The organism is Acinetobacter higginsii (genome assembly GCF_000369525.1).
GTDB lineage: Bacteria > Pseudomonadota > Gammaproteobacteria > Pseudomonadales > Moraxellaceae > Acinetobacter > Acinetobacter higginsii.
The window spans coordinates 26,191-44,084 of the sequence record NZ_KB850073.1 but is presented as its reverse complement, the minus strand read 5'-3'; the positions used below and the strand labels follow the sequence as shown (position 1 = coordinate 44,084).

Sequence of the window (17,894 nt, the reverse complement as noted above, 5' to 3'; positions counted from 1 at the left end):
TGTGCATAGTTTTTGCTTAAGCTCAATCAGATTGAAAATATAGAGGCGTCACGTGGAAATTTTCCCAATCTCTTTAAAGTTGCAGCAGCAACGTTGTCTGATTGTGGGTGGTGGGCATATTGCCTACCGCAAAGCAAATCTGCTCGTCAAAGCGGGTGCAATTGTTGATGTGATTGCACCTGAGATCCTTCCTGAATTAGACCAACTGGTTGAGCAATCGGCAGGGCAATATATTCAAGCCTCTTTTTCTGAAACTGTTCTGGCAACAGCTTATCGCTTGGTGATTGCTGCGACAGATCAGCCCGACGTCAATAAAGCAGTATTTGAACAGTGTGAACAGCGTAATCTGTTGGTCAACAGTGTTGATGATATTCCACACTGCCGCTTTATGGTGCCTGCGATTATTGATCGCTCACCATTGGTAATTTCGGTGGCTTCCAATGGTGCATCACCCGTTTTATCCAGACAGTTGCGTACTCAGATTGAAACCATCGTGCCGCATGGCATGGGTAAATTGGCTGAGTTTTCGGGGCAATGGCGTAAGCAAGTGAAAGCCAAAATTGCCAATCCAGATGAACGTCGTATCTTCTGGGAAAACTTGTACGCCAGTCCGCTGAAAGAACAGGTTTTCAATGACAATATTGATGTGGCCAATGATCTGATTGAGCAGGCTTTAACAGAATGGACTGCACCGAAAGGTGAGGTGTATTTGGTCGGGGCAGGTCCGGGCGATCCAGAACTGCTGACTTTAAAAGCTTTGCGTTTGATGCAGCAAGCCGATGTGGTGATTTATGACCGCTTGGTGTCTGCGCCCATTCTAGATTTGTGCCGCCGTGATGCTGAAAAGATTTATGTCGGTAAAGCCCGTTCTAATCATTCGGTTCCACAAGATGGCATCAATGCCTTATTGGTGGAATATGCACAGCAAGGTAAACGTGTTTGTCGCTTAAAAGGCGGCGATCCCTTTATCTTTGGCCGTGGTGGAGAAGAGATTCAGGAATTGGTGCAAGCCAATGTGACTTTCCAAGTTGTTCCGGGCATTACCGCAGCTTCAGGTTGTTCTGCCTATGCAGGTATTCCACTGACGCATCGTGATTATGCGCAAAGTGTACGTTTCCTGACAGGTCATTTAAAAGAAGGCTCACCTGAGTTACCTTGGAATGAACTGGTCTATGAAAACCAAACTTTGGTGTTATACATGGGCTTGGTCGGTTTGGAACGCATTTGTGAGCAATTGATTGCACATGGTCAGCGTCCAAACATGCCTGTGGCCTTAATTTCTAAAGGTACCACTCCTGATCAGAAAGTGGTGGTGGGAACATTGGCGGATATCGCGACCAAAGTATCTGAACATCAGATCGTAGCACCGACTTTAACCATCATTGGTGAAGTGGTCAGTCTACGTGAACAGTTAAAATGGTCTATGTAGGATCATGGCGTTCTATTTAGCTGGTTATCATCTCATTCAATTGAAATCAGCTAATCTATTTAAGGATGTGCCATCTAGAGTTTTTACATGTAGTTCTTGTATAAATGATCATCTTGCTGATCGTTGGTCATATTCTTGGGTATTAAAAACGCAAGATGAAATTCAGGAAATAAAATCCAAACTTAGTTTAACGAATGAACAATTCCATTTACTTGAAAATTGGGTAAATGACTTACATCAGAAGAACTTGCTGGGTTGGACTAATGTCTTTCAGGATATTCAGACCGCAACCAAATATAAAGAAAGATTTTTTAAAGATCATGCTGATATTTATTTGCTATCTCTTTATGTAGATGGTGATTATAGGAGTGATATTTTAGAGATTTTTGCTCCAAGCTCTGAACAAGTTAGCGAAATTGGTATCTATCAGTGTTTAAAAAAAGACATTAGAGAAAATTGCAACCCAAATGAAAAGCTTTTGGGTTATGACTATATTGGCTTGGAAGTAAGTGGTGATTTTCATAGTTTTCACTGCCATGATCTTTCTAAAAATTTAGTTGAAAGATTTGATTTAACTTTAAATGAATTTGGGTTGTTTGAAGAGTCATCAAAAAGTGATCAAATTGAAGCATTTTTAAATGATGATTCGAATGGATTTGAGGCGATTCCGTGGGGTATTGCCAAAGTAAAATTGGTTAATTCTTGGTAAAATATTTAAGATTTATCTAGAAAAATTTAGTAGAGAAAATTTGTGATTCATGTCGTCCTATACGAGCCTGAGATTCCAGCGAATACAGGTAATATCATTCGTCTATGTGCCAATACCGGTGCGCAACTCCATTTGGTCAAACCTCTAGGCTTTGAGCTGGATGATAAAAAGTTGAAGCGTGCAGGTTTGGACTACCACGAATGGGCAAGAATGCAAATTTGGGACAATATCGAACTTTGTCTTGCTGACTTAAAAGCCAAAGGGGTTGAGCATGTTTTTCCGCTCACCACGAAAGGCACAGCAACACCGCATACCGTCGATCTGAACCGTCCAGTTGCCCTGTTGATGGGACCTGAAACCCGTGGTCTGCCTGAGCAAGTGCGTTTAATGTTCCCGCAAGAGCAGTGGATTCGTTTGCCGATGGCTGAAAATTCAAGAAGTTTAAACCTTTCCAATGCAACTGCTGTGATTGTCTATGAAGCGTGGAGACAACAGGGTTTTAAACAACTCTGATTTATCGTGCTTTAGATATCACCATATGGACTCGCCACAACCAGCGTGTAGCCATTTGGGTCTTTAAACCAAATTTCGCGATGATGCGCGTTGGGGTTATATTTCGGCCCTTCCAAAATTTCGACTTGATGGGTTTGTAGTTTTTGTACAATCTCATCAAATTGATCGCTTTCAAACCAAAGCAAAACGCCGTTACCAATCACCCGTTTCGGATCTCCGATATGTGAGTGGTCATGGGCTTGCCATTGGTGCAGTTGCAGCACCATGCTTTGCTCAAACAGCAACTGTTCATATTCTCTGCCGCCATGTCCGCTTGCTAAGCCCAGCACAGTTTGATACCACTGACTAGTTTTCTCGACATCTGCAACTGCAATTAAAGGTTGTGGGTACATGCACACCTCACGGAATTATTCGAATTGTTGTTCCTGTATCGTATCAAAACGTCGTTGAGCGTAAATCACCTGTTCAATATTACTTTCTGCCCAATCCTTGAGTTGATACGCCATTTCTGCCACCTCTAAACCGAGTGTTGTGAGTGAATAATCGACTCGAATTGGAGCGGTATCCTGCACTTGGCGCTCGATAAATCCATCTCTTTCCAACATTTTTAGCTTTTGTGACAATACTTTAGGTGATATGCCTTGAATGCTTTTTTTCAATAGATTGAAATGTTGGGTTTCTCGCGCAAGCACATTGATGATCATCAGTACCCATTTATCTGCAATTTTTTCAAAAAATAACCGAGCAGGGCAATGTTGTTGATAAATATCGTATTTTAATGCCTGATTCATAGCGATAACCCTCATTTTCTCAATCGAATGTCAGTAGTTACCAGCTGGTAACTAATTGACACCTAGTTTCTAAAATATATCATTAAATCGAATTTTTGAAAAATTTTGGATATTCTCATGACACAAATTGCGGTTGTTTACTTCTCTGGCTACGGCCATACCAAAGTGGTTGCTGAAACTTTTGCGGGTGCGATTGACGCCTCTCTGATTGAAATTGATCAGAATGGTGAGATTACAGAACAGGATTGGCAGACTTTAAATGAGGCTCAAGGTATTGTGTTTGGAGCGCCAACTTACATGGCGGCAGCCCCTTGGCAGTTTAAAAAGTTTGCCGATGCTTCTTCAAAAATCTGGTTTACCCGAGGTTGGCAGGATAAGGTGTTTGCAGGTTTTACCAATAGCGCGAGCCTGAATGGCGATAAGCAAGTGACCTTGATTCAGTTACAGACTTTGGCTTCTCAGCATGGCGGTATTTGGGTGAGCTTGGGAATATTGCCAGCCAATACCAAAGATGCAAAACGTGAAGATGTAAATAACCTAGGTGGTTCGGTTGGTTTGTTGGTTCAGTCACCATCAGATGCAAGTACTGATGAGATCCCAACAGGGGACTTGGAAACAGCGAAGCTTTATGCAAAACGTGTGAAATCGATTGTTGAAAAATTGCATGGCTAAGATTTTCAAGCTATAAAAAAGGCGCATTCAGCGCCTTTTTTATTACCTCATCAGATTAATGTCTGTCATCAAATTCATTATGCTGTGGTGCATTGTATTTGAAGCCTTTAGTCTTATAAGCAAGATAACCGACACCGATTACTGCCCAAGCCAGACCAATCTGTAAAGCCAATTTATCAATTTCCAACCACATCATAAACACGCTGGCGAAACCTAGCGTAGGAATGATGATGTAACTGATAATGTCTTTTGGTGTCTTGTTCTTGCCATCTCGTAACGCGTAGCGAGAAATCACCGAGAAGTTAACAAAGCTAAATGCGGTTAAAGCACCGAAGCTAATCAAGTTCACGATATGCTCAAGATCAAGGAAACCAGCAGACAACGCAACAACACCTACAATCAAGATGTTGTAAGTTGGGGTATGCAAGCGTGGGCTAATATGACCGAATAACTTTTTATTGATCACGCCATCACGACCCATCACATACATTAAACGCGATACACCTGCATGTGCCGAAATACCTGATGCCATGACTGCTACGACTGCAAAGTATAAAACCATGGTCTTAAATGCAAGGCTACCAATCGCTGCAACCATAACTGGTTGAGACTCATCCAGTGGGTTGAAGTAGGTATTCGGATTACTTGGGAAGTAAAGCTGAATAAAGTAGGTGCTGACAATGAAGATGATACCTGCAAGCAATGCTGTGGTGAAAATTGCACGTGGCAAAGTCTTTTCAGCATCTTTGGTTTCTTCTGCAAGTGAAGAAAGCGCATCAAAACCGGTAAATGAGAAGCAGAGAACAGTTGCACCAGCAATTAAAGCCCCGACAGAGGTCATTTCATTCCAGAATGGCGCAAGTGACCATAATTCAGCTTTGTCTGGATTCAGTGTGCCGTCGGCATAGACCCCTTGTGTGAGCAGGATATAGACCTGATACACAAAGTAGAAAATCACACCGAGCTGGATCACGACAATGGTACTGTTAAAACGCGCAACAAAACGTGCACCAAACAAGTTGATCACAGTCATGAGTACGGTTAAACCAATCACCCAAATCCAGTTGTTTACTTCTGGGAAGAGTGCTCTCAAATAAATATCAGCAAGAATGATATTCACCAGAGGGGAGAGCAAATAGTCTAACCACGAAGACCAACCCACCATAAAACCAACATTAGGGTGAATCGACTTTTGGGCATAGGTATATGCAGAACCAGAAGACGGATAACGACGAATCATGTGACCATAACTGATCGACGTTAAAAGAATTGCAACTAAGGCAAATATGTAGGAAGTCGGTACATGACCACCACTTCTTTCAGATACTAAACCAAACGTATCAAATAAAGTTAATGGTTGAATATAAGCCAAGCCAATAATGATGATGTGCCAAAGCACAAGATTCTTTTGAAGCTTCGCTGTTGGTTGAGTCCCAGATAAATTTGTCAACGGCGTTATCCTCATAATCGTTGATCAAAGATCAGCCATAGTGTTAAGGATCGTTTGAGACAAAAACGATCCCCCGTACAAAAAACGAAAGTGCGCCAATCTATCCTAAAACACTATAAATTGTCAGTACTTTTATGCTTTTTTTAGCAATTTTTTTGCCAATTGGGTAAAGAAATAGATGAATAAAGATTCACTTAAAATGAAAAAGCCCCGATACTCAATCAATATCGGGGCTTGTAAGCAGGAATACTTGATTTAACTCAATGTATTACCATGCTTTTTGTAAGATTGCACGAATGTCTTGCAAGTTTGCTTCTTTTGGATTGTAAATGATGGAACCATCATTCAATGCCTTGTCTGCAACTTCATCCAGTTGCGCTTCAGTGACTTTACCTGTTTCGCGTAACGTACGTGGCAATTTGGTCAAACTGAAAAGACGATCACGCATCGCTAAAATTGTGGCAATGGCTTTGTCTGCACGTAAGTTGGCTGGTGTTTGAGCATAAATATCGGCACCCGCGAGTGGCAACAGTAACTCACCAATCTTGTCGCCATTGATCTCTTTATTGTATTCCAGCACGTATGGCAGGAATAAGTTCATGCATAAGCCGTGGGGTAGATGGGCAACTGCACCAAGCGCATGACCCAATGAGTGCACTAAGCCCACCATTGAATTTGAGAAGGCAATCCCCGCCATGGTAGATGCTTGTGCAAGCTCTAAACGACCCTGTGCATCGCTTGGATTGTCTAAAACTTTGAAAAGATTTTCGCTGATCTTTTTAATCCCTGCACTGGCATAGGCATCACTGAGTGGATTAGCAGCTAAGCAGGTATAGGCTTCCACGCAATGAGTTAATGCATCCATGCCAGTCATGGCGGTCAGATGTGGGGGTAAAGTCTGGGTCATGCGTGGATCAAGAATCGCGGCATGTGGCATCAAGTAATACGAAGCAAAAGCCAGTTTGACATTGCGTTGGGTATCCGAAACGACAGCAACCATGGTGGCTTCCGAACCTGTACCAGAGGTGGTTGGAATCACGAAGAATGGCTTAAGTGGTTTAGGTAGATTGTGCGCACCTGAATATTGCAATAAATCATCACCACCTTCAGACACCAAGATATTGGTTGCTTTAGAGGTGTCGATGACTGAGCCGCCACCAATCGCAATGATCGCATCACATTTCTGCTTGCGGTAAAGTTCTGCGGCTAAGCGAACCACTTCCAAGCTTGAATCGGGTGGGACATCATCAAAGATCGCACCAATCACTGCATCAGTGGTGCTGAATGCTGCTTCGATTGGGCTGAGTAGACCATTGGCACGTACGCCTTTATCGGTAATGATCATTGGGCGTTTTGCGCCAAGCGTTGCAAGTTCAAATGGGATATGCTCTAGGGCAGCGTTACCAGCAATGACTTTTACAGGACAGAAAAACTCGTAATAAGGCTTAGCCATGTTATGCGCTCCGTTTGAGATATGATTTTGCGACTTTAAGATAAATATTTTTTGCACCCGTGAATTTTTCTTTTAATGTTAATTCAGCAGGGTAGCGCTTGACTGCAAGTGAAGCGATTAGCTTAGGTAAAATCAAGGCTTCCATTTTGTTCAAGCAACGCACCAGACGGATGGCACTTGAAACATCACCATCGGCAATCATACGGTCATTGGCAAACGCTTGCGCGGTACTTTCTTGGAAAGAAAATACCAAAAAGGCGTGGGTTAAATGCTTGAAGGTAATGGTTAAATCAGGCTTGCCTTTGTAGTTGGACAATAGCTCTAATTGTTTTTCTTCGGTTACTCGAGCAACAAATGCAGGTCCATTGGGGAAAACATTCATTGAAAGGATAAAACCAACAGGAAACTTCGACACTTCCTGTTGTACTTCATCATCCACTTGGCTTGCCATCACGAGGCCACGACCCACAACATCCATCATGAGTTTGACGTAGGCAAATTGCAACGTGGGCTTCACTGCTTTGGTTGAAATCACTTGCGTATCCCTTGTTAAAATTATGCAAAAGCTAATTTAGAGTATTTACTCTAATTTATTTTATTAGAATTGAAAAGTAAATTATTCAGATTTGACTACAAGGTCATTAAAGAAATCGGTATTTTGCAGATAGTGGACAAAATCAGCGCAAAGCTGTTCAAAGCTTGGATAATCTGTCAGTAAGTCCTGTAAGCGCACCATCTCTAAACCTGCATAACCGCAGGGATTAATGGTTTGAAAACCAGTGAGGTCGCAGTCGATGTTCAGGGCCAGACCATGATAACTACGGCCACGACGGATTTTAAAACCAAGAGAACCAATCTTGCGTTCATCGACATAAACGCCTGGGGCATCAGCTTTGGCATAGGCATTGATATTATATTTTTTGAGTAGATCAATCATGGCTTGTTCTGCAAAACTGACCAAAGTACGCACATGCCATTTCAAGCGATTCAGGTCTAACAGGAAATAGGCAACCAATTGACCTCTGCCATGCCAAGTGACTTGGCCACCGCGATCAGTATGTACAATCGGCAGGTTGCTGTGCAGAAGGATATGTTCAGGCTTGCCTGCTTGTCCTTGGGTCAGGACATCTTGATGTTGAAGCAGCCAAACTTCATCGGGTGTGGTTTCATCACGATGAATTGTGAAGTCTTTCATTGCTTCAAAACGCGTCGTGTAATCTTGTAGATCATTGAAACAACGAATGATTAAAGTTGGTTTTGCAGCACTCATTACAACAGAACATCCTTTACAGTTTTTAAATGGTCAATAGCTTAATTATGTAATGATTTGGGGAGGATAAATAGCTATTTATCAAAATGTTGAAGCTTATTTTTTAGTGCAAAAAAAAGTCCAAAACACTTTCGTATTTTGGACTTCTTTATTAAAGCGCTGTCTTAATTAAAGGACAGGCTGCAAGATCAGCGTATAAGGCATGAACTTGTTCCAGCTCTTCAAAGCGTAATTGTGCCGTTAAAGAGTGGTATTTGCCTGTACGTGATGGCTGGACTTTTACTGTGTCGCCATCAAATTCAGGGAAGTGCTTCTGCAAAATATCAACAACAGCCACTCGAAGTTCATCCCCTGCATTACCAATCAATTTGATCGGATAGTCCATCGGGAAAACCCAAAGATGTTCTTGCAATTCACGAGAAGGAGTGCGGTCTAACATGAGCAACCTCTTAATTTGAAACGCCTGCATCAGTGCAGGCGCTTTTGATCTAATACATAGATGGGGATGAAGTGTTGAACTTCAAGTGCTGCGCTAAACCAATACAATGCATTGATCTAGCACAAGATTTCCCAAAGATTAGTCGTTTTCCAAGAATGAACGTAAGTGTTCTGAACGAGAAGGGTGACGAAGCTTACGTAACGCTTTCGCTTCAATCTGACGAATACGTTCACGTGTTACATCAAACTGTTTACCTACTTCTTCTAAAGTATGGTCGGTTGGCATATCGATACCAAAACGCATTTTCAATACTTTTGCTTCACGTTCAGTCAAGTTTTCAAGTACTTCACGTGTCGCTTCTTTTAAGCCTTCTGAGGTCGCAGCATCCACTGGTGAAGTGATGTTTGAGTCCTCAATGAAGTCACCAAGATGCGAATCTTCATCATCACCGATCGGTGTTTCCATCGAAATCGGTTCTTTTGCGATTTTAAGTACTTTACGAACTTTAACTTCGTCCATTTCCAGACGCTCACCCAATTCTTCAGGAGTCGGTTCACGGCCCATTTCTTGAAGAAGTTGACGAGAAACACGATTGATCTTGTTAATCGTTTCAATCATGTGTACTGGAATACGAATGGTACGTGCTTGGTCGGCAATCGAACGTGTAATCGCCTGACGAATCCACCACGTTGCATAAGTCGAGAATTTATAACCACGACGATATTCAAACTTGTCCACGGCTTTCATCAAACCGATGTTACCTTCTTGAATCAAGTCGAGGAACTGTAAGCCACGGTTGGTATATTTTTTCGCAATCGAAATGACCAAACGTAAGTTCGCTTCAACCATCTCTTTCTTGGCACGACGTGCTTTTGCTTCACCAACAGCCATACGTTTCGAGATATCTTTGATATCTTTAACGTTTAAACCAAGATCTTTCTCAATATCTGCAATTTTTTGCTGGAATGCCAATACGTCAGGACGTACTTTCTCTAAATGTGCTTTGGTTTCAGCCGGTGCTTTGGCAATTTGTTCGTCTAACCAAGCTGGATTTGATTCTTGCTCAGGGAAGGTCATACGGAACTGAGTACGATCCATACGACCACGACGGACTGCATAACGCATAATTTCACGTTCATTTGAACGAATTTGGTCATGTGTGCCACGAATCATTTCTGAAATGATGTCGAATAAGCGTGGTGTAAATTTGAACATCATGAACACAGCAGCAAGCGCTTCAAGCGCAGCTTTTGCTTCATCACTATCACGACCGTGTTTCGCTACAACCGATTTAGTTTCATTCCAAGCCGCTTCTAATTCAGAGAAACGAACTTTGGCAACTTCAGGGTCTGGACCTGATTCACCTTCAGAATCATCATCACCTTCAGATTCTTCTTCTTCGTCATCATCATCGAGTTTGACGTCTTTTGCTTTAGGTGAAGCATCTTCGTCTTCTTCAAGCTCAGCTTCTTCTTCAAGAACTTCTGGAATATCTTCGTCAGTTTCTGGGTCTAAATAACCAGAGAGAATATCGGCAAGACGACGCTCACCAGTTAAAAAGTCATTATATTCTTGTAAAACAACTTCAACAGCATTTGGCCAGTAAGCAATCGAATGTAAAACGTCACGAATACCTTCTTCGATGCGTTTTGCAATGCTAATTTCGCCTTCGCGTGTAAGAAGTTCAACCGTACCCATTTCACGCATATACATACGTACAGGGTCTGTGGTACGACCAGGCTCACTTTCAACCGATGCTAATACGGCAGCAGCTTCTTCTTCGGCAACTTCGTCAGCCGCTTCAGTTGATTCACCAAACATGGTGTCATCAGTTTCTGGTGCACGTTCATGCACTGGAATACCAACGTCTTGAAGCATCTGAATGATGTCTTCAATCTGCTCACTTTCCGTAATTGAGTCTGGTAGATGATCGTTAACCTCAGCGTAAGTTAAATAACCTTGCTCTTTGCCTCGGCTAATCAGAGCCGCTACTTGCGAAGTAGGGGAATTCATATCGCTCATCTTTGCTTACTCTTTTGTTGAATCTGGGGCGGTGAAAAACCGTGCATGATAGCACAATTCACGATGAATGTTTTGGATTCGATCCGTTAACTTTAAAATAAAAATAGCTTTGATTTCACGTTCGTTTCTTGAATATGGGGTTGAGTCATAAATTTTCAAGCAGTCAGTCCTGATTAAAGATGTTTTTTAATTACAATTGTTCTTAGATTATAAATACACAAAAAAACTGATGAAAAAAAGTACAAAACATCGTTTTATCACAAAAAAAACAAATAAAACTTGACAAGGTTGGCTAAGACCGATAAATAGCGGCTAGACCCATTTATATTTTTTCATTAGAGGTACTTAGTGTCTTCTACAGATTTTGAATTAGATGATGATAACTATGGTGAAGATGATGCAGGTTTTGATGAGTCATCTGGAAAAATTACTGCCAAAGAATCATTAGAAAAGCGCCGTTTGATTGATGAGCTTCTGGCGCAACGTCGTTTAGAGCGAGAACTCAAAGATTTTGATTACGATTTCGACGACGATGATCTTGATGACGAAGACTAAGCAAAATTGCTAAGACTTTATGTCCGAAAATGTTATGCTGTTGACGATGTATTTTTAAAATTGGATTAAAGAATGAGCACGTTAGATTTAGACTTATTGAGTAACTATCTTGACGGCGATCAAAATGAATATGGTCTAGATTTTGCAGCGACTCATGGCTTTTTGTGTGCGATTGCAGTTGGTCCACAATTTGATCGTTGGTTAGATGAGCTTTTCGAGAGTAATCAAAAGAAACTTCCTGCTGAAGTGCTTGAGCAGGTTAAGCTTTGGTTGGAGTCTATTCGTCAAGATTTAGCCAATGAAAATGGAATCGAGTTTCCATTTGAAATCGAAGAAGCGGACGTTGAATCGAGCTTAGGTGATTGGAGTGTTGGTTTTGTTGATGCCATGTTCCTTAATGAAGATGCGTGGTTTGCACCTGAGTTTGAAGAACAGCTTATCGATTTAACATTACCAATTATGGTGTTTAGCGGAATTGATGAAGAAGATCCACAAATGGAATCTTTCCGTCGCAATGGTCAGTTGATGGATGAATTAGCGGAAGAAATTCCAAATAATTTAAATGAACTCTATCTGATGTACCATACGCCAGCATAAGGATACCTCGGATACTGTGATCATTGCGGTTGAAGAATGACAAACAAATAGAATATTAAAACGCCTCTAGAAGGCGTTTTTTTATTGCCGACAGTTGGCGTTGTTGCTTTACATTTAGATCGTTTAAAGATCAATATTATTTAAAAATGAGCGAAAAATAGACTCAGTCCTAAAGCACTCAAGATACAACCAATCACTCGATTAATGCTGATTTGTCGAGCGAGAATTTTATTGCGAATCAAAGGAGCAGAACAAAAAAGTGCAACAAGACAAAACCAAACCAAATGACTGCTAGAAATAAAAAAACCATAGCCGATTAGTGTGTGCAGGTTGTTGGTGCTGGGCATGACTTGTGCATAAATACTCATGACAAAAAGTGTAGTTTTGGGGTTGAGACTATTGGTGAGAAAACCATGCCTGATGGCCTGCCAACGTGTGATTTGATGGCTATTGTCATCAAACAGAATGGGGGCTTGGGTAAAGGTTTTGTAGCCAATATAGATCAAATAAGCTGCACCAATATATTGAATTAGATGAATTAAACTGGGGAGGTGTTGCTGTAAAAAGCTGAGTCCAATCAAGCTGTAGCTGATATGGACCCAGACACCGATTGCAATGCCGTAGGCGGTACACATGCCCAAATGGCGACCATAGAGATAGCTGTTTCGGGTCACCAAGGCGAAGTCAGCACCTGGGCTGATGACTGCAAGCAGGGTGACGATGCCGACGGCAATGATTTCATTCACTCATCTATTCCTAAACTGAATCATTAAAGATTTTTTATATTTTTCATATTCTTGCTATATTTAAAATTGAATTTAATTCTTGTTATGCATGAGTTTTTGGAATGATTGAGCGATTGTCTTTGAATTCACTCAAGTTTTTTTATTACGTGGCCCGTTATGAAAGTGTGACGCTTGCTGCGGAAAAGCTATTTGTGACGCAAAGTGCGGTAAGCAAGCAACTTAAAAACTTGGAAGAAGGTTTAGGCTTGCTGTTATTTGTACGTGAAGCCAGAAAATTAACTTTGACCTCAGAAGGTGAAGTGCTGTTTGATTGCTGTCAACAGATCTTTCAACAGATCGAGCAGTGCGTAGTGCAATTACAACAACACAATAAAGTGCAAAAGAACCTGATACTTTCTTGTGAACCGACACTGGCCATGAAATGGCTGATTCCCCGTTTAGCGCAATTTAAACAGCGCTATCCTGAATTTGAGGTGAGCTTGTTAACCGGTGGTGGAGCGGTGGATTTTACTGCACAGCATATCGACGTGGCGCTGAGAAGAGATGATTTTGATTGGGGCGCTGCCCTGTATAGTGAAAAAATTGCAGATGAACAGATGCTCGCTGTGCGGGCGAAGAGTGATCATGCGGCAATGACACAGCTGTTTATTTCCAAGTCCAGACCTCAGCTATGGCAACAGTTTAAACGTCGGCATCCAGCACAACTCAGTGATTTAAAACGATCTTCGCTTGAGCATTTTTATCTCTGTATTGAGGCTTGCTTGGCGGGTTTAGGTGCAACAGTGGTTTCAGCCTATATGGTTGAACGAGAAATGGAATATCAGATGCTGGAACCACTCACCACGACTTATGCGGATGGTTCGGCCTATCATTTATTGTCTGCCCAGCCTTTTGAGGCGGATATTCGTAAAGTATTGCTGAGAGACTGGTTAAGGGATGAAATGCATAAAAGCCAACTGGGATTTAACGCAGTTTTATCTCAGGTCTAAGCTTTGTTGGTGTTATTGGTTGTGATTTGATTTAGATGGGTAAAACTTTTTAATTGCCCACCAGATGATATACAAGGCAATTAGGGCGAAGATCAGATAGCTGATGCGTTGTAGAATCGCCAGCATGAGTGCCTGATTTTCACTAAAATGATAGCCCAGATAGGCAAGGAAACTGGTCCAAATCAGCGTTCCAGCGCTACTGTAGAGCATAAATTTACTAAAAGGCATCCGGCTGATCCCTGCAGGGATACTAATCAAGGAACGGACTGCTGGAATCATTCGCCCGAAGAAAACAATGCGATGCCCATGTTTGTTAAACCATGTCAGTGCTTTGTCTAAATCAGCAACCTGAATGCGTAAATATTTGCCATAACGTTCGATAAACTGAAACAGTCGTTGTTGTGGAACTTTTCGACCGATCCAATAGAACAACATCGCAGCTAAAATTGAACCAGCACTTCCTGCAATAATGACGCCGATCAGGGTGAGTTCACCTTTTGAAGCGGTATAGCCAGCCGATGGCATAATGATTTCTGAGGGAATAGGCGGGAAGATATTATCTAGGAACATTAAAAATGCGATACCTAAATACCCAAGTTTTTCCATGATCGATAAGACCCACTCTTCAAGTCCCATAATGCCCTTATATCGTTCATTTGATTATTGTTTTTAGCATAGAGAAGTGGAGAGCAATGCTCAAGGGTTGAATCGTTACATGATTTTTATCAAGACAATAAAAAAGCCATAGTTTAACTATGGCTTTTAATCGACTTGTTAAGCTTACAGACGTTTGCGTTTTGCAGCAGCAATCTGTGACTGACGCATACGGAAGCCTGCTTTTTGTTTGTCTGTGGTTTTATCAATACAGTACACACAAGAGACACCATGTTCATAGCTTGGCAGTTCAGCTTCAACTTTGGTCAATGGCCAACCGCAAGCATGACACTTGATGTTTTCACCTTCTTCAACACCATGGGTAACAGCAGTACGGCCATCAAAAACGAAACATTCACCTTCCCACATGCTTTCTTCGGCAGGGGTTTCTTCTAGATATTTAAGAATACCGCCTTTCAGGTGATAAACCTCATTGAAACCTTCTTGAAGAAGGAGAGAGGTTGATTTTTCACAACGAATACCACCAGTACAGAACATCGCAATTTTTTTGTCTTTGTGCTGTTCAAGGTTTTGTTTTACGTATTCAGGAAATTCACGGAATGATTCTGTTTTAGGGTCGATTGCACCTTTGAATGTGCCTGCTTTATATTCATAATCATTACGAGTATCGATCAGGATTACATCATCACGACTAATCAGATCATTCCATTCTTTAGGATCAAGATAGTGGCCAACTAAATCACGTGGCTTGACTTCTACACCTAAAGTTACAATTTCATTTTTAAGTTTAATTTTCATTTTACGGAATGGCTTTTCAGAGCTTTCAGACTCTTTATATTCCATTGCGTTAAAACCTTCGTTGAGAAGGAATTGATGAACTGCATCAATCGCGGCACGGTCACCAGCAACAGTTCCGTTAATTCCTTCAGACGCTACAATCAGAGTTCCACATAAATTGATGCTATTCACTAAGGTCAAAAGACGTTGTTGCAGATCTGCTGCATCTGAAACTTCTTTAAATTGATATAGTGCCGCAACAACCCAATTATTGGTCGCTTGCTGTTCTACAGGTGCAAGCTGTTCTACAGTAGCGTTCATGGATAACTCCAAATGTATTAAGATAGAAAAATGAGGCGCACATTTTAGCGCGAAATCTGAAAATAAGCGAGAAAACCATAAAATAAATATGGTTTTAGAGGAGTTGGTTTTGAGTAATGATCGTCGAATCCCATCATTGACCCCATGTGCAGGGCGTTGTTCAACGGTATTTGGTGATCTGGTCTGTCGTGGCTGTCGCCGTTTTAATCATGAAGTGATTCAGTGGAATACCTATACTGCAGAGCAGCGATTGATGGTGTGGAAGCGCTTAGATGCGCAACTGGATCAAATTTTGGTGCCCTTGCTGCCTCATGCAAATTTACCGCATATTGAAGGCTTTATTCAGAACAAGCGTACACGCGTATTAGAAAGTGCCAGTAAAGGACGTAAGCTTTATCATGCTTTGAAGATTTGTGAAAAAAACAAACACTTGGCACATGATAGTGGGCTGGGGATTAGCGATGCTCAGGTTAAACCGATCTGGGATGAGTTTGAACGTCGTGTACTAGCCTTGGCAAAGGCGAGTTATGAATTGGCTTGGTTACGTGCCGATGGTATTAGCAACACTTTATTACGCGCGCTAGAACTAGAAGAAGATGAGATTTAAGCAATCACATGTTGTAGATAATCTTGTTGATGATGCAAGGTGTTGATCGACTTCCAGCTGATCTTGTTAATTCTGAGATCCGTTGATCTCCCTGTCATGAAGCAGGTTAGATAGTTTTAAGGCACTTGGATTACGGGCAAAATATTGAGCGATGATCTGTTGATCTTGTTCACGAATCAGGCTGATTTTAAAGCCATGTGTGGTCGTTCCTGAAGAGCGCCCCTTAGATCGGTAGATCTTTTCAGTGATGATGTACATATTTTTTCCATCACTAAAGCGCCGATCCTCCAGAACCTGTAACTGTATTGGTTGAGGAAATCGATAGAGTACTTTTAATCGTTGATAAAATTCGTCATAAATGTAAATGTATTGCTGATCTGCAAAAAGATAGCTGAAATTTCCTGGATAGGGCTCACTGCTTTGGCTACCAATGAGTTGCAGGTGTGATAAATCAACAGGTGTTGTTCCCCAAAACTTGTGCTCAGCAATATGTGGTAATGGATGTTCATTTAAATAAAAAGATCGACCGTCTGTTGCTAGATTTAAGTTCTGACTAAAACGGTTACTTCTACTAAAAATTTGCGTCTGTTGCGCATTTAACTTGCCCAGCTTTTTGTCTTGATAATAAACATAGCGGTGATCGTGGATATATTGACTACTATTTGGAAATGCTTGGCTCTGTTGCGGATCTAAATCTGTTAATGCTTTTGTTTTGTAATAGACCTGTTGATCATCTTTGGCGTAAAAATAGCTAAGTGTATTGAATCTTGGATGTAGTATTGCCGAGAAATGAGCGGCATTCGCGTTGGTTAAACCTATATCGCGAAAGTAAACCTGTTGATGATCTTTGGTGAAATCATTACCTAAATAGCGTGTTTGCGCAGGATTTAATTGAGACAAGATGTGGTCTTGCCAGTAAACCTGTTGCGGTGTTTTACCGACATTGCTATATAGCTCATCTGCACGATTAGGGAGATTACTCAGAGCTAAACCTGTAAATTGATTAGCCTTTACTTGGGGAACTAAAAAAGTACCTTGGCCTTGTTTAAAAATATAGACCTGATTTTGATAGCTTTCAAAATTTGTGCCAGAGATTGACTGGGTTTGTTGATGGGGCAGATCAATGCTGCCATCGTTAAATTCATGCCAGAGTAGGTAGGCAATAAATAGGCTAAAGCTGACTAAAATACCAAGCGTTAATCCGATAGCAGACCATCTCTGTTTTTGTTGAAAACTGTCTAGCGCTTGCTGATCTGCAATGAGGCGAATGATATCAATATGGGTTTTCTTGTGGGTACTTGTATTGCTGATCCGTTGCAATTGTTGCTGTTTTGCCAGCGCTTCCAGTTTTTTCCAGAACGGTAAAAACTCACAATGTTGCTGGGTTAATGTGGCAGGCCACATCCATGAATTAAAATAAAAATACTGCTGATAAGGTTGGGTTTTACTGAGTAGATTGAGACTGTGGATTTGCGCCTGCTGTTGTCGAAGTTGTATCTGGATCAAATCTTGCCAACAGAAAAAAGTAGATTGCTTGGAATCTTCCAGAGCGATGCCTTGCTGATATAACTTAAAGGTGATGGGATGGCTAAAGTATTTCTGATAAAGCTGGTTATACAGGTAAAGCGTTGCTATCAATAAAGCAAACATCAAAGCAATGCTGAGCAGTTGGGCAAAGAAAGGCAGGAATTGATAAAGATAGTACAGGCTTAAATCATAACTAAAGTAAACCAGTAGCAGCCAAGTCAGTATGATCATTAATAGAAATAATGCGAAAGACGCCATTTTTATTTGAAAGACGGGCAGTGTGACTTGCATCAAAACAGTGGTTTTTTTGATCATTGGCTTGATAAAATGAGTTCTGCAAAATGAAAGTTGTTTAAGTTTTATTTCAAGAGCATAACCGATAAAACAAAAAAAGGATGCAGAAGCATCCTTT

The 17,894-nt window shown here is 41.3% G+C and carries 20 protein-coding genes; 8 read left to right on the top strand and 12 right to left on the bottom strand.

Features of this window, described 5'->3' with window-relative positions:
• The first annotated feature begins 52 nt into the window (after positions 1-52).
• The 3 genes from cysG to F902_RS18660 are packed head-to-tail and all read left to right on the top strand — an operon-like array spanning position 53 to position 2,651.
• Positions 53-1,429, top strand: a complete 1,377-nt coding sequence (gene cysG, locus F902_RS18670; RefSeq protein WP_005205902.1) for a siroheme synthase CysG — start codon at positions 53-55, stop codon at positions 1,427-1,429.
• 4 nt (positions 1,430-1,433) lie between these two features.
• A complete protein-coding gene (locus tag F902_RS18665) occupies positions 1,434-2,138 on the top strand; it encodes a hypothetical protein (RefSeq protein ID WP_005205901.1) in 705 nt (234 codons plus the stop codon).
• A 42-nt stretch (positions 2,139-2,180) separates the two neighbouring features.
• Positions 2,181-2,651, top strand: coding sequence for a tRNA (cytidine(34)-2'-O)-methyltransferase (locus F902_RS18660; RefSeq protein WP_004803126.1), 471 nt, complete (start codon positions 2,181-2,183; stop codon positions 2,649-2,651).
• Between the two features lie 11 nt (positions 2,652-2,662).
• Here the strand turns inward: F902_RS18660 and F902_RS18655 are convergent, their stop codons facing one another.
• Entirely contained in the window at positions 2,663-3,043 is a 381-nt protein-coding gene (locus F902_RS18655; protein WP_005205897.1) for a VOC family protein, read from the bottom strand.
• 15 nt (positions 3,044-3,058) lie between these two features.
• Positions 3,059-3,442 carry a winged helix-turn-helix transcriptional regulator gene (locus tag F902_RS18650; protein WP_005205896.1) on the bottom strand — a complete coding sequence of 128 codons (384 nt, stop codon included), beginning with the start codon at positions 3,440-3,442 and terminating at the stop codon, positions 3,059-3,061.
• A 117-nt stretch (positions 3,443-3,559) separates the two neighbouring features.
• On the opposite strand from F902_RS18650, the gene F902_RS18645 reads away from it, so the two are divergent.
• Positions 3,560-4,114 carry a flavodoxin family protein gene (locus F902_RS18645; RefSeq protein WP_005205895.1) on the top strand — a complete coding sequence of 185 codons (555 nt, stop codon included), beginning with the start codon at positions 3,560-3,562 and terminating at the stop codon, positions 4,112-4,114.
• Positions 4,115-4,169: 55 nt separating this feature from the next.
• Here F902_RS18645 and F902_RS18640 read toward each other — a convergent pair whose 3' ends face one another.
• The 6 genes from F902_RS18640 to rpoD form a co-directional block, all read right to left on the bottom strand.
• The gene (locus tag F902_RS18640) at positions 4,170-5,564 is read right to left on the bottom strand and encodes an APC family permease (RefSeq protein WP_016541349.1); all 1,395 of its coding nucleotides are present in this window, start codon (positions 5,562-5,564) and stop codon (positions 4,170-4,172) included.
• Between the two features lie 268 nt (positions 5,565-5,832).
• Positions 5,833-7,017, bottom strand: a complete 1,185-nt coding sequence (locus tag F902_RS18635) for an iron-containing alcohol dehydrogenase (RefSeq protein WP_005205894.1) — start codon at positions 7,015-7,017, stop codon at positions 5,833-5,835.
• Position 7,018: 1 nt separating this feature from the next.
• On the bottom strand, positions 7,019-7,552 hold the full coding sequence (locus tag F902_RS18630) for a hypothetical protein (RefSeq protein WP_004652214.1): 534 nt from the start codon (positions 7,550-7,552) through the stop codon (positions 7,019-7,021).
• A gap of 81 nt (positions 7,553-7,633) precedes the next feature.
• Entirely contained in the window at positions 7,634-8,287 is a 654-nt protein-coding gene (gene lipB, locus F902_RS18625; protein ID WP_005205893.1) for a lipoyl(octanoyl) transferase LipB, read from the bottom strand.
• A gap of 151 nt (positions 8,288-8,438) precedes the next feature.
• The gene (locus tag F902_RS18620) at positions 8,439-8,726 is read right to left on the bottom strand and encodes a YbeD family protein (protein WP_004652212.1); all 288 of its coding nucleotides are present in this window, start codon (positions 8,724-8,726) and stop codon (positions 8,439-8,441) included.
• A 138-nt stretch (positions 8,727-8,864) separates the two neighbouring features.
• Positions 8,865-10,748 (bottom strand): RNA polymerase sigma factor RpoD, encoded by a 1,884-nt coding sequence (rpoD, locus tag F902_RS18615; RefSeq protein WP_005205892.1) that lies wholly within the window; start codon positions 10,746-10,748, stop codon positions 8,865-8,867.
• Between the two features lie 348 nt (positions 10,749-11,096).
• On the opposite strand from rpoD, the gene F902_RS18610 reads away from it, so the two are divergent.
• Both F902_RS18610 and F902_RS18605 read left to right on the top strand, forming a co-directional pair.
• Positions 11,097-11,303: a PA3496 family putative envelope integrity protein gene (locus tag F902_RS18610; RefSeq protein WP_004803146.1), complete on the top strand. Its 207-nt coding sequence runs from the start codon at positions 11,097-11,099 to the stop codon at positions 11,301-11,303.
• A gap of 72 nt (positions 11,304-11,375) precedes the next feature.
• Positions 11,376-11,900: a YecA/YgfB family protein gene (locus tag F902_RS18605; protein WP_004803148.1), complete on the top strand. Its 525-nt coding sequence runs from the start codon at positions 11,376-11,378 to the stop codon at positions 11,898-11,900.
• A 140-nt stretch (positions 11,901-12,040) separates the two neighbouring features.
• On the opposite strand, the gene F902_RS18600 is transcribed toward F902_RS18605, so the two are convergent.
• Positions 12,041-12,646, bottom strand: coding sequence for a LysE family translocator (locus tag F902_RS18600; RefSeq protein ID WP_005205890.1), 606 nt, complete (start codon positions 12,644-12,646; stop codon positions 12,041-12,043).
• Between the two features lie 101 nt (positions 12,647-12,747).
• Between F902_RS18600 and F902_RS18595 the strand changes: the two genes are divergently transcribed.
• Positions 12,748-13,635, top strand: a complete 888-nt coding sequence (locus F902_RS18595) for a LysR family transcriptional regulator (RefSeq protein ID WP_005205888.1) — start codon at positions 12,748-12,750, stop codon at positions 13,633-13,635.
• Between the two features lie 12 nt (positions 13,636-13,647).
• Here F902_RS18595 and F902_RS18590 read toward each other — a convergent pair whose 3' ends face one another.
• Positions 13,648-14,271: a DedA family protein gene (locus tag F902_RS18590; RefSeq protein WP_005205886.1), complete on the bottom strand. Its 624-nt coding sequence runs from the start codon at positions 14,269-14,271 to the stop codon at positions 13,648-13,650.
• Between the two features lie 144 nt (positions 14,272-14,415).
• A complete protein-coding gene (trhO, locus tag F902_RS18585) occupies positions 14,416-15,348 on the bottom strand; it encodes an oxygen-dependent tRNA uridine(34) hydroxylase TrhO (protein WP_005205884.1) in 933 nt (310 codons plus the stop codon).
• 109 nt (positions 15,349-15,457) lie between these two features.
• Here trhO and F902_RS18580 point away from each other — a divergent pair, with 109 nt between their 5' ends.
• Positions 15,458-15,955: a DUF1289 domain-containing protein gene (locus F902_RS18580; protein ID WP_026057483.1), complete on the top strand. Its 498-nt coding sequence runs from the start codon at positions 15,458-15,460 to the stop codon at positions 15,953-15,955.
• A gap of 66 nt (positions 15,956-16,021) precedes the next feature.
• Here F902_RS18580 and F902_RS18575 read toward each other — a convergent pair whose 3' ends face one another.
• Positions 16,022-17,797 (bottom strand): DKNYY domain-containing protein, encoded by a 1,776-nt coding sequence (locus tag F902_RS18575; RefSeq protein WP_005205880.1) that lies wholly within the window; start codon positions 17,795-17,797, stop codon positions 16,022-16,024.
• Between the last annotated feature and the right edge of the window lie 97 nt (positions 17,798-17,894).

Bases quoted from the DNA above. Each gene is read 5' to 3' on its own strand.
- F902_RS18645 (WP_005205895.1), top strand. From the start codon at position 3,560: ATGACACAAATTGCGGTTGTTTACTTCTCTGGCTACGGCCATACCAAA.
- rpoD (WP_005205892.1), bottom strand. From the start codon at position 10,748: ATGAGCGATATGAATTCCCCTACTTCGCAAGTAGCGGCTCTGATTAGC.
- F902_RS18595 (WP_005205888.1), top strand. From the start codon at position 12,748: ATGATTGAGCGATTGTCTTTGAATTCACTCAAGTTTTTTTATTACGTG.
- lipB (WP_005205893.1), bottom strand. From the start codon at position 8,287: ATGAGTGCTGCAAAACCAACTTTAATCATTCGTTGTTTCAATGATCTA.
- trhO (WP_005205884.1), bottom strand. From the start codon at position 15,348: ATGAACGCTACTGTAGAACAGCTTGCACCTGTAGAACAGCAAGCGACC.
- F902_RS18575 (WP_005205880.1), bottom strand. From the start codon at position 17,797: ATGATCAAAAAAACCACTGTTTTGATGCAAGTCACACTGCCCGTCTTT.
- F902_RS18635 (WP_005205894.1), bottom strand. From the start codon at position 7,017: ATGGCTAAGCCTTATTACGAGTTTTTCTGTCCTGTAAAAGTCATTGCT.
- F902_RS18590 (WP_005205886.1), bottom strand. From the start codon at position 14,271: ATGGGACTTGAAGAGTGGGTCTTATCGATCATGGAAAAACTTGGGTAT.
- F902_RS18655 (WP_005205897.1), bottom strand. From the start codon at position 3,043: ATGTACCCACAACCTTTAATTGCAGTTGCAGATGTCGAGAAAACTAGT.
- F902_RS18665 (WP_005205901.1), top strand. From the start codon at position 1,434: ATGGCGTTCTATTTAGCTGGTTATCATCTCATTCAATTGAAATCAGCT.
- F902_RS18650 (WP_005205896.1), bottom strand. From the start codon at position 3,442: ATGAATCAGGCATTAAAATACGATATTTATCAACAACATTGCCCTGCT.
- F902_RS18605 (WP_004803148.1), top strand. From the start codon at position 11,376: ATGAGCACGTTAGATTTAGACTTATTGAGTAACTATCTTGACGGCGAT.
- F902_RS18620 (WP_004652212.1), bottom strand. From the start codon at position 8,726: ATGTTAGACCGCACTCCTTCTCGTGAATTGCAAGAACATCTTTGGGTT.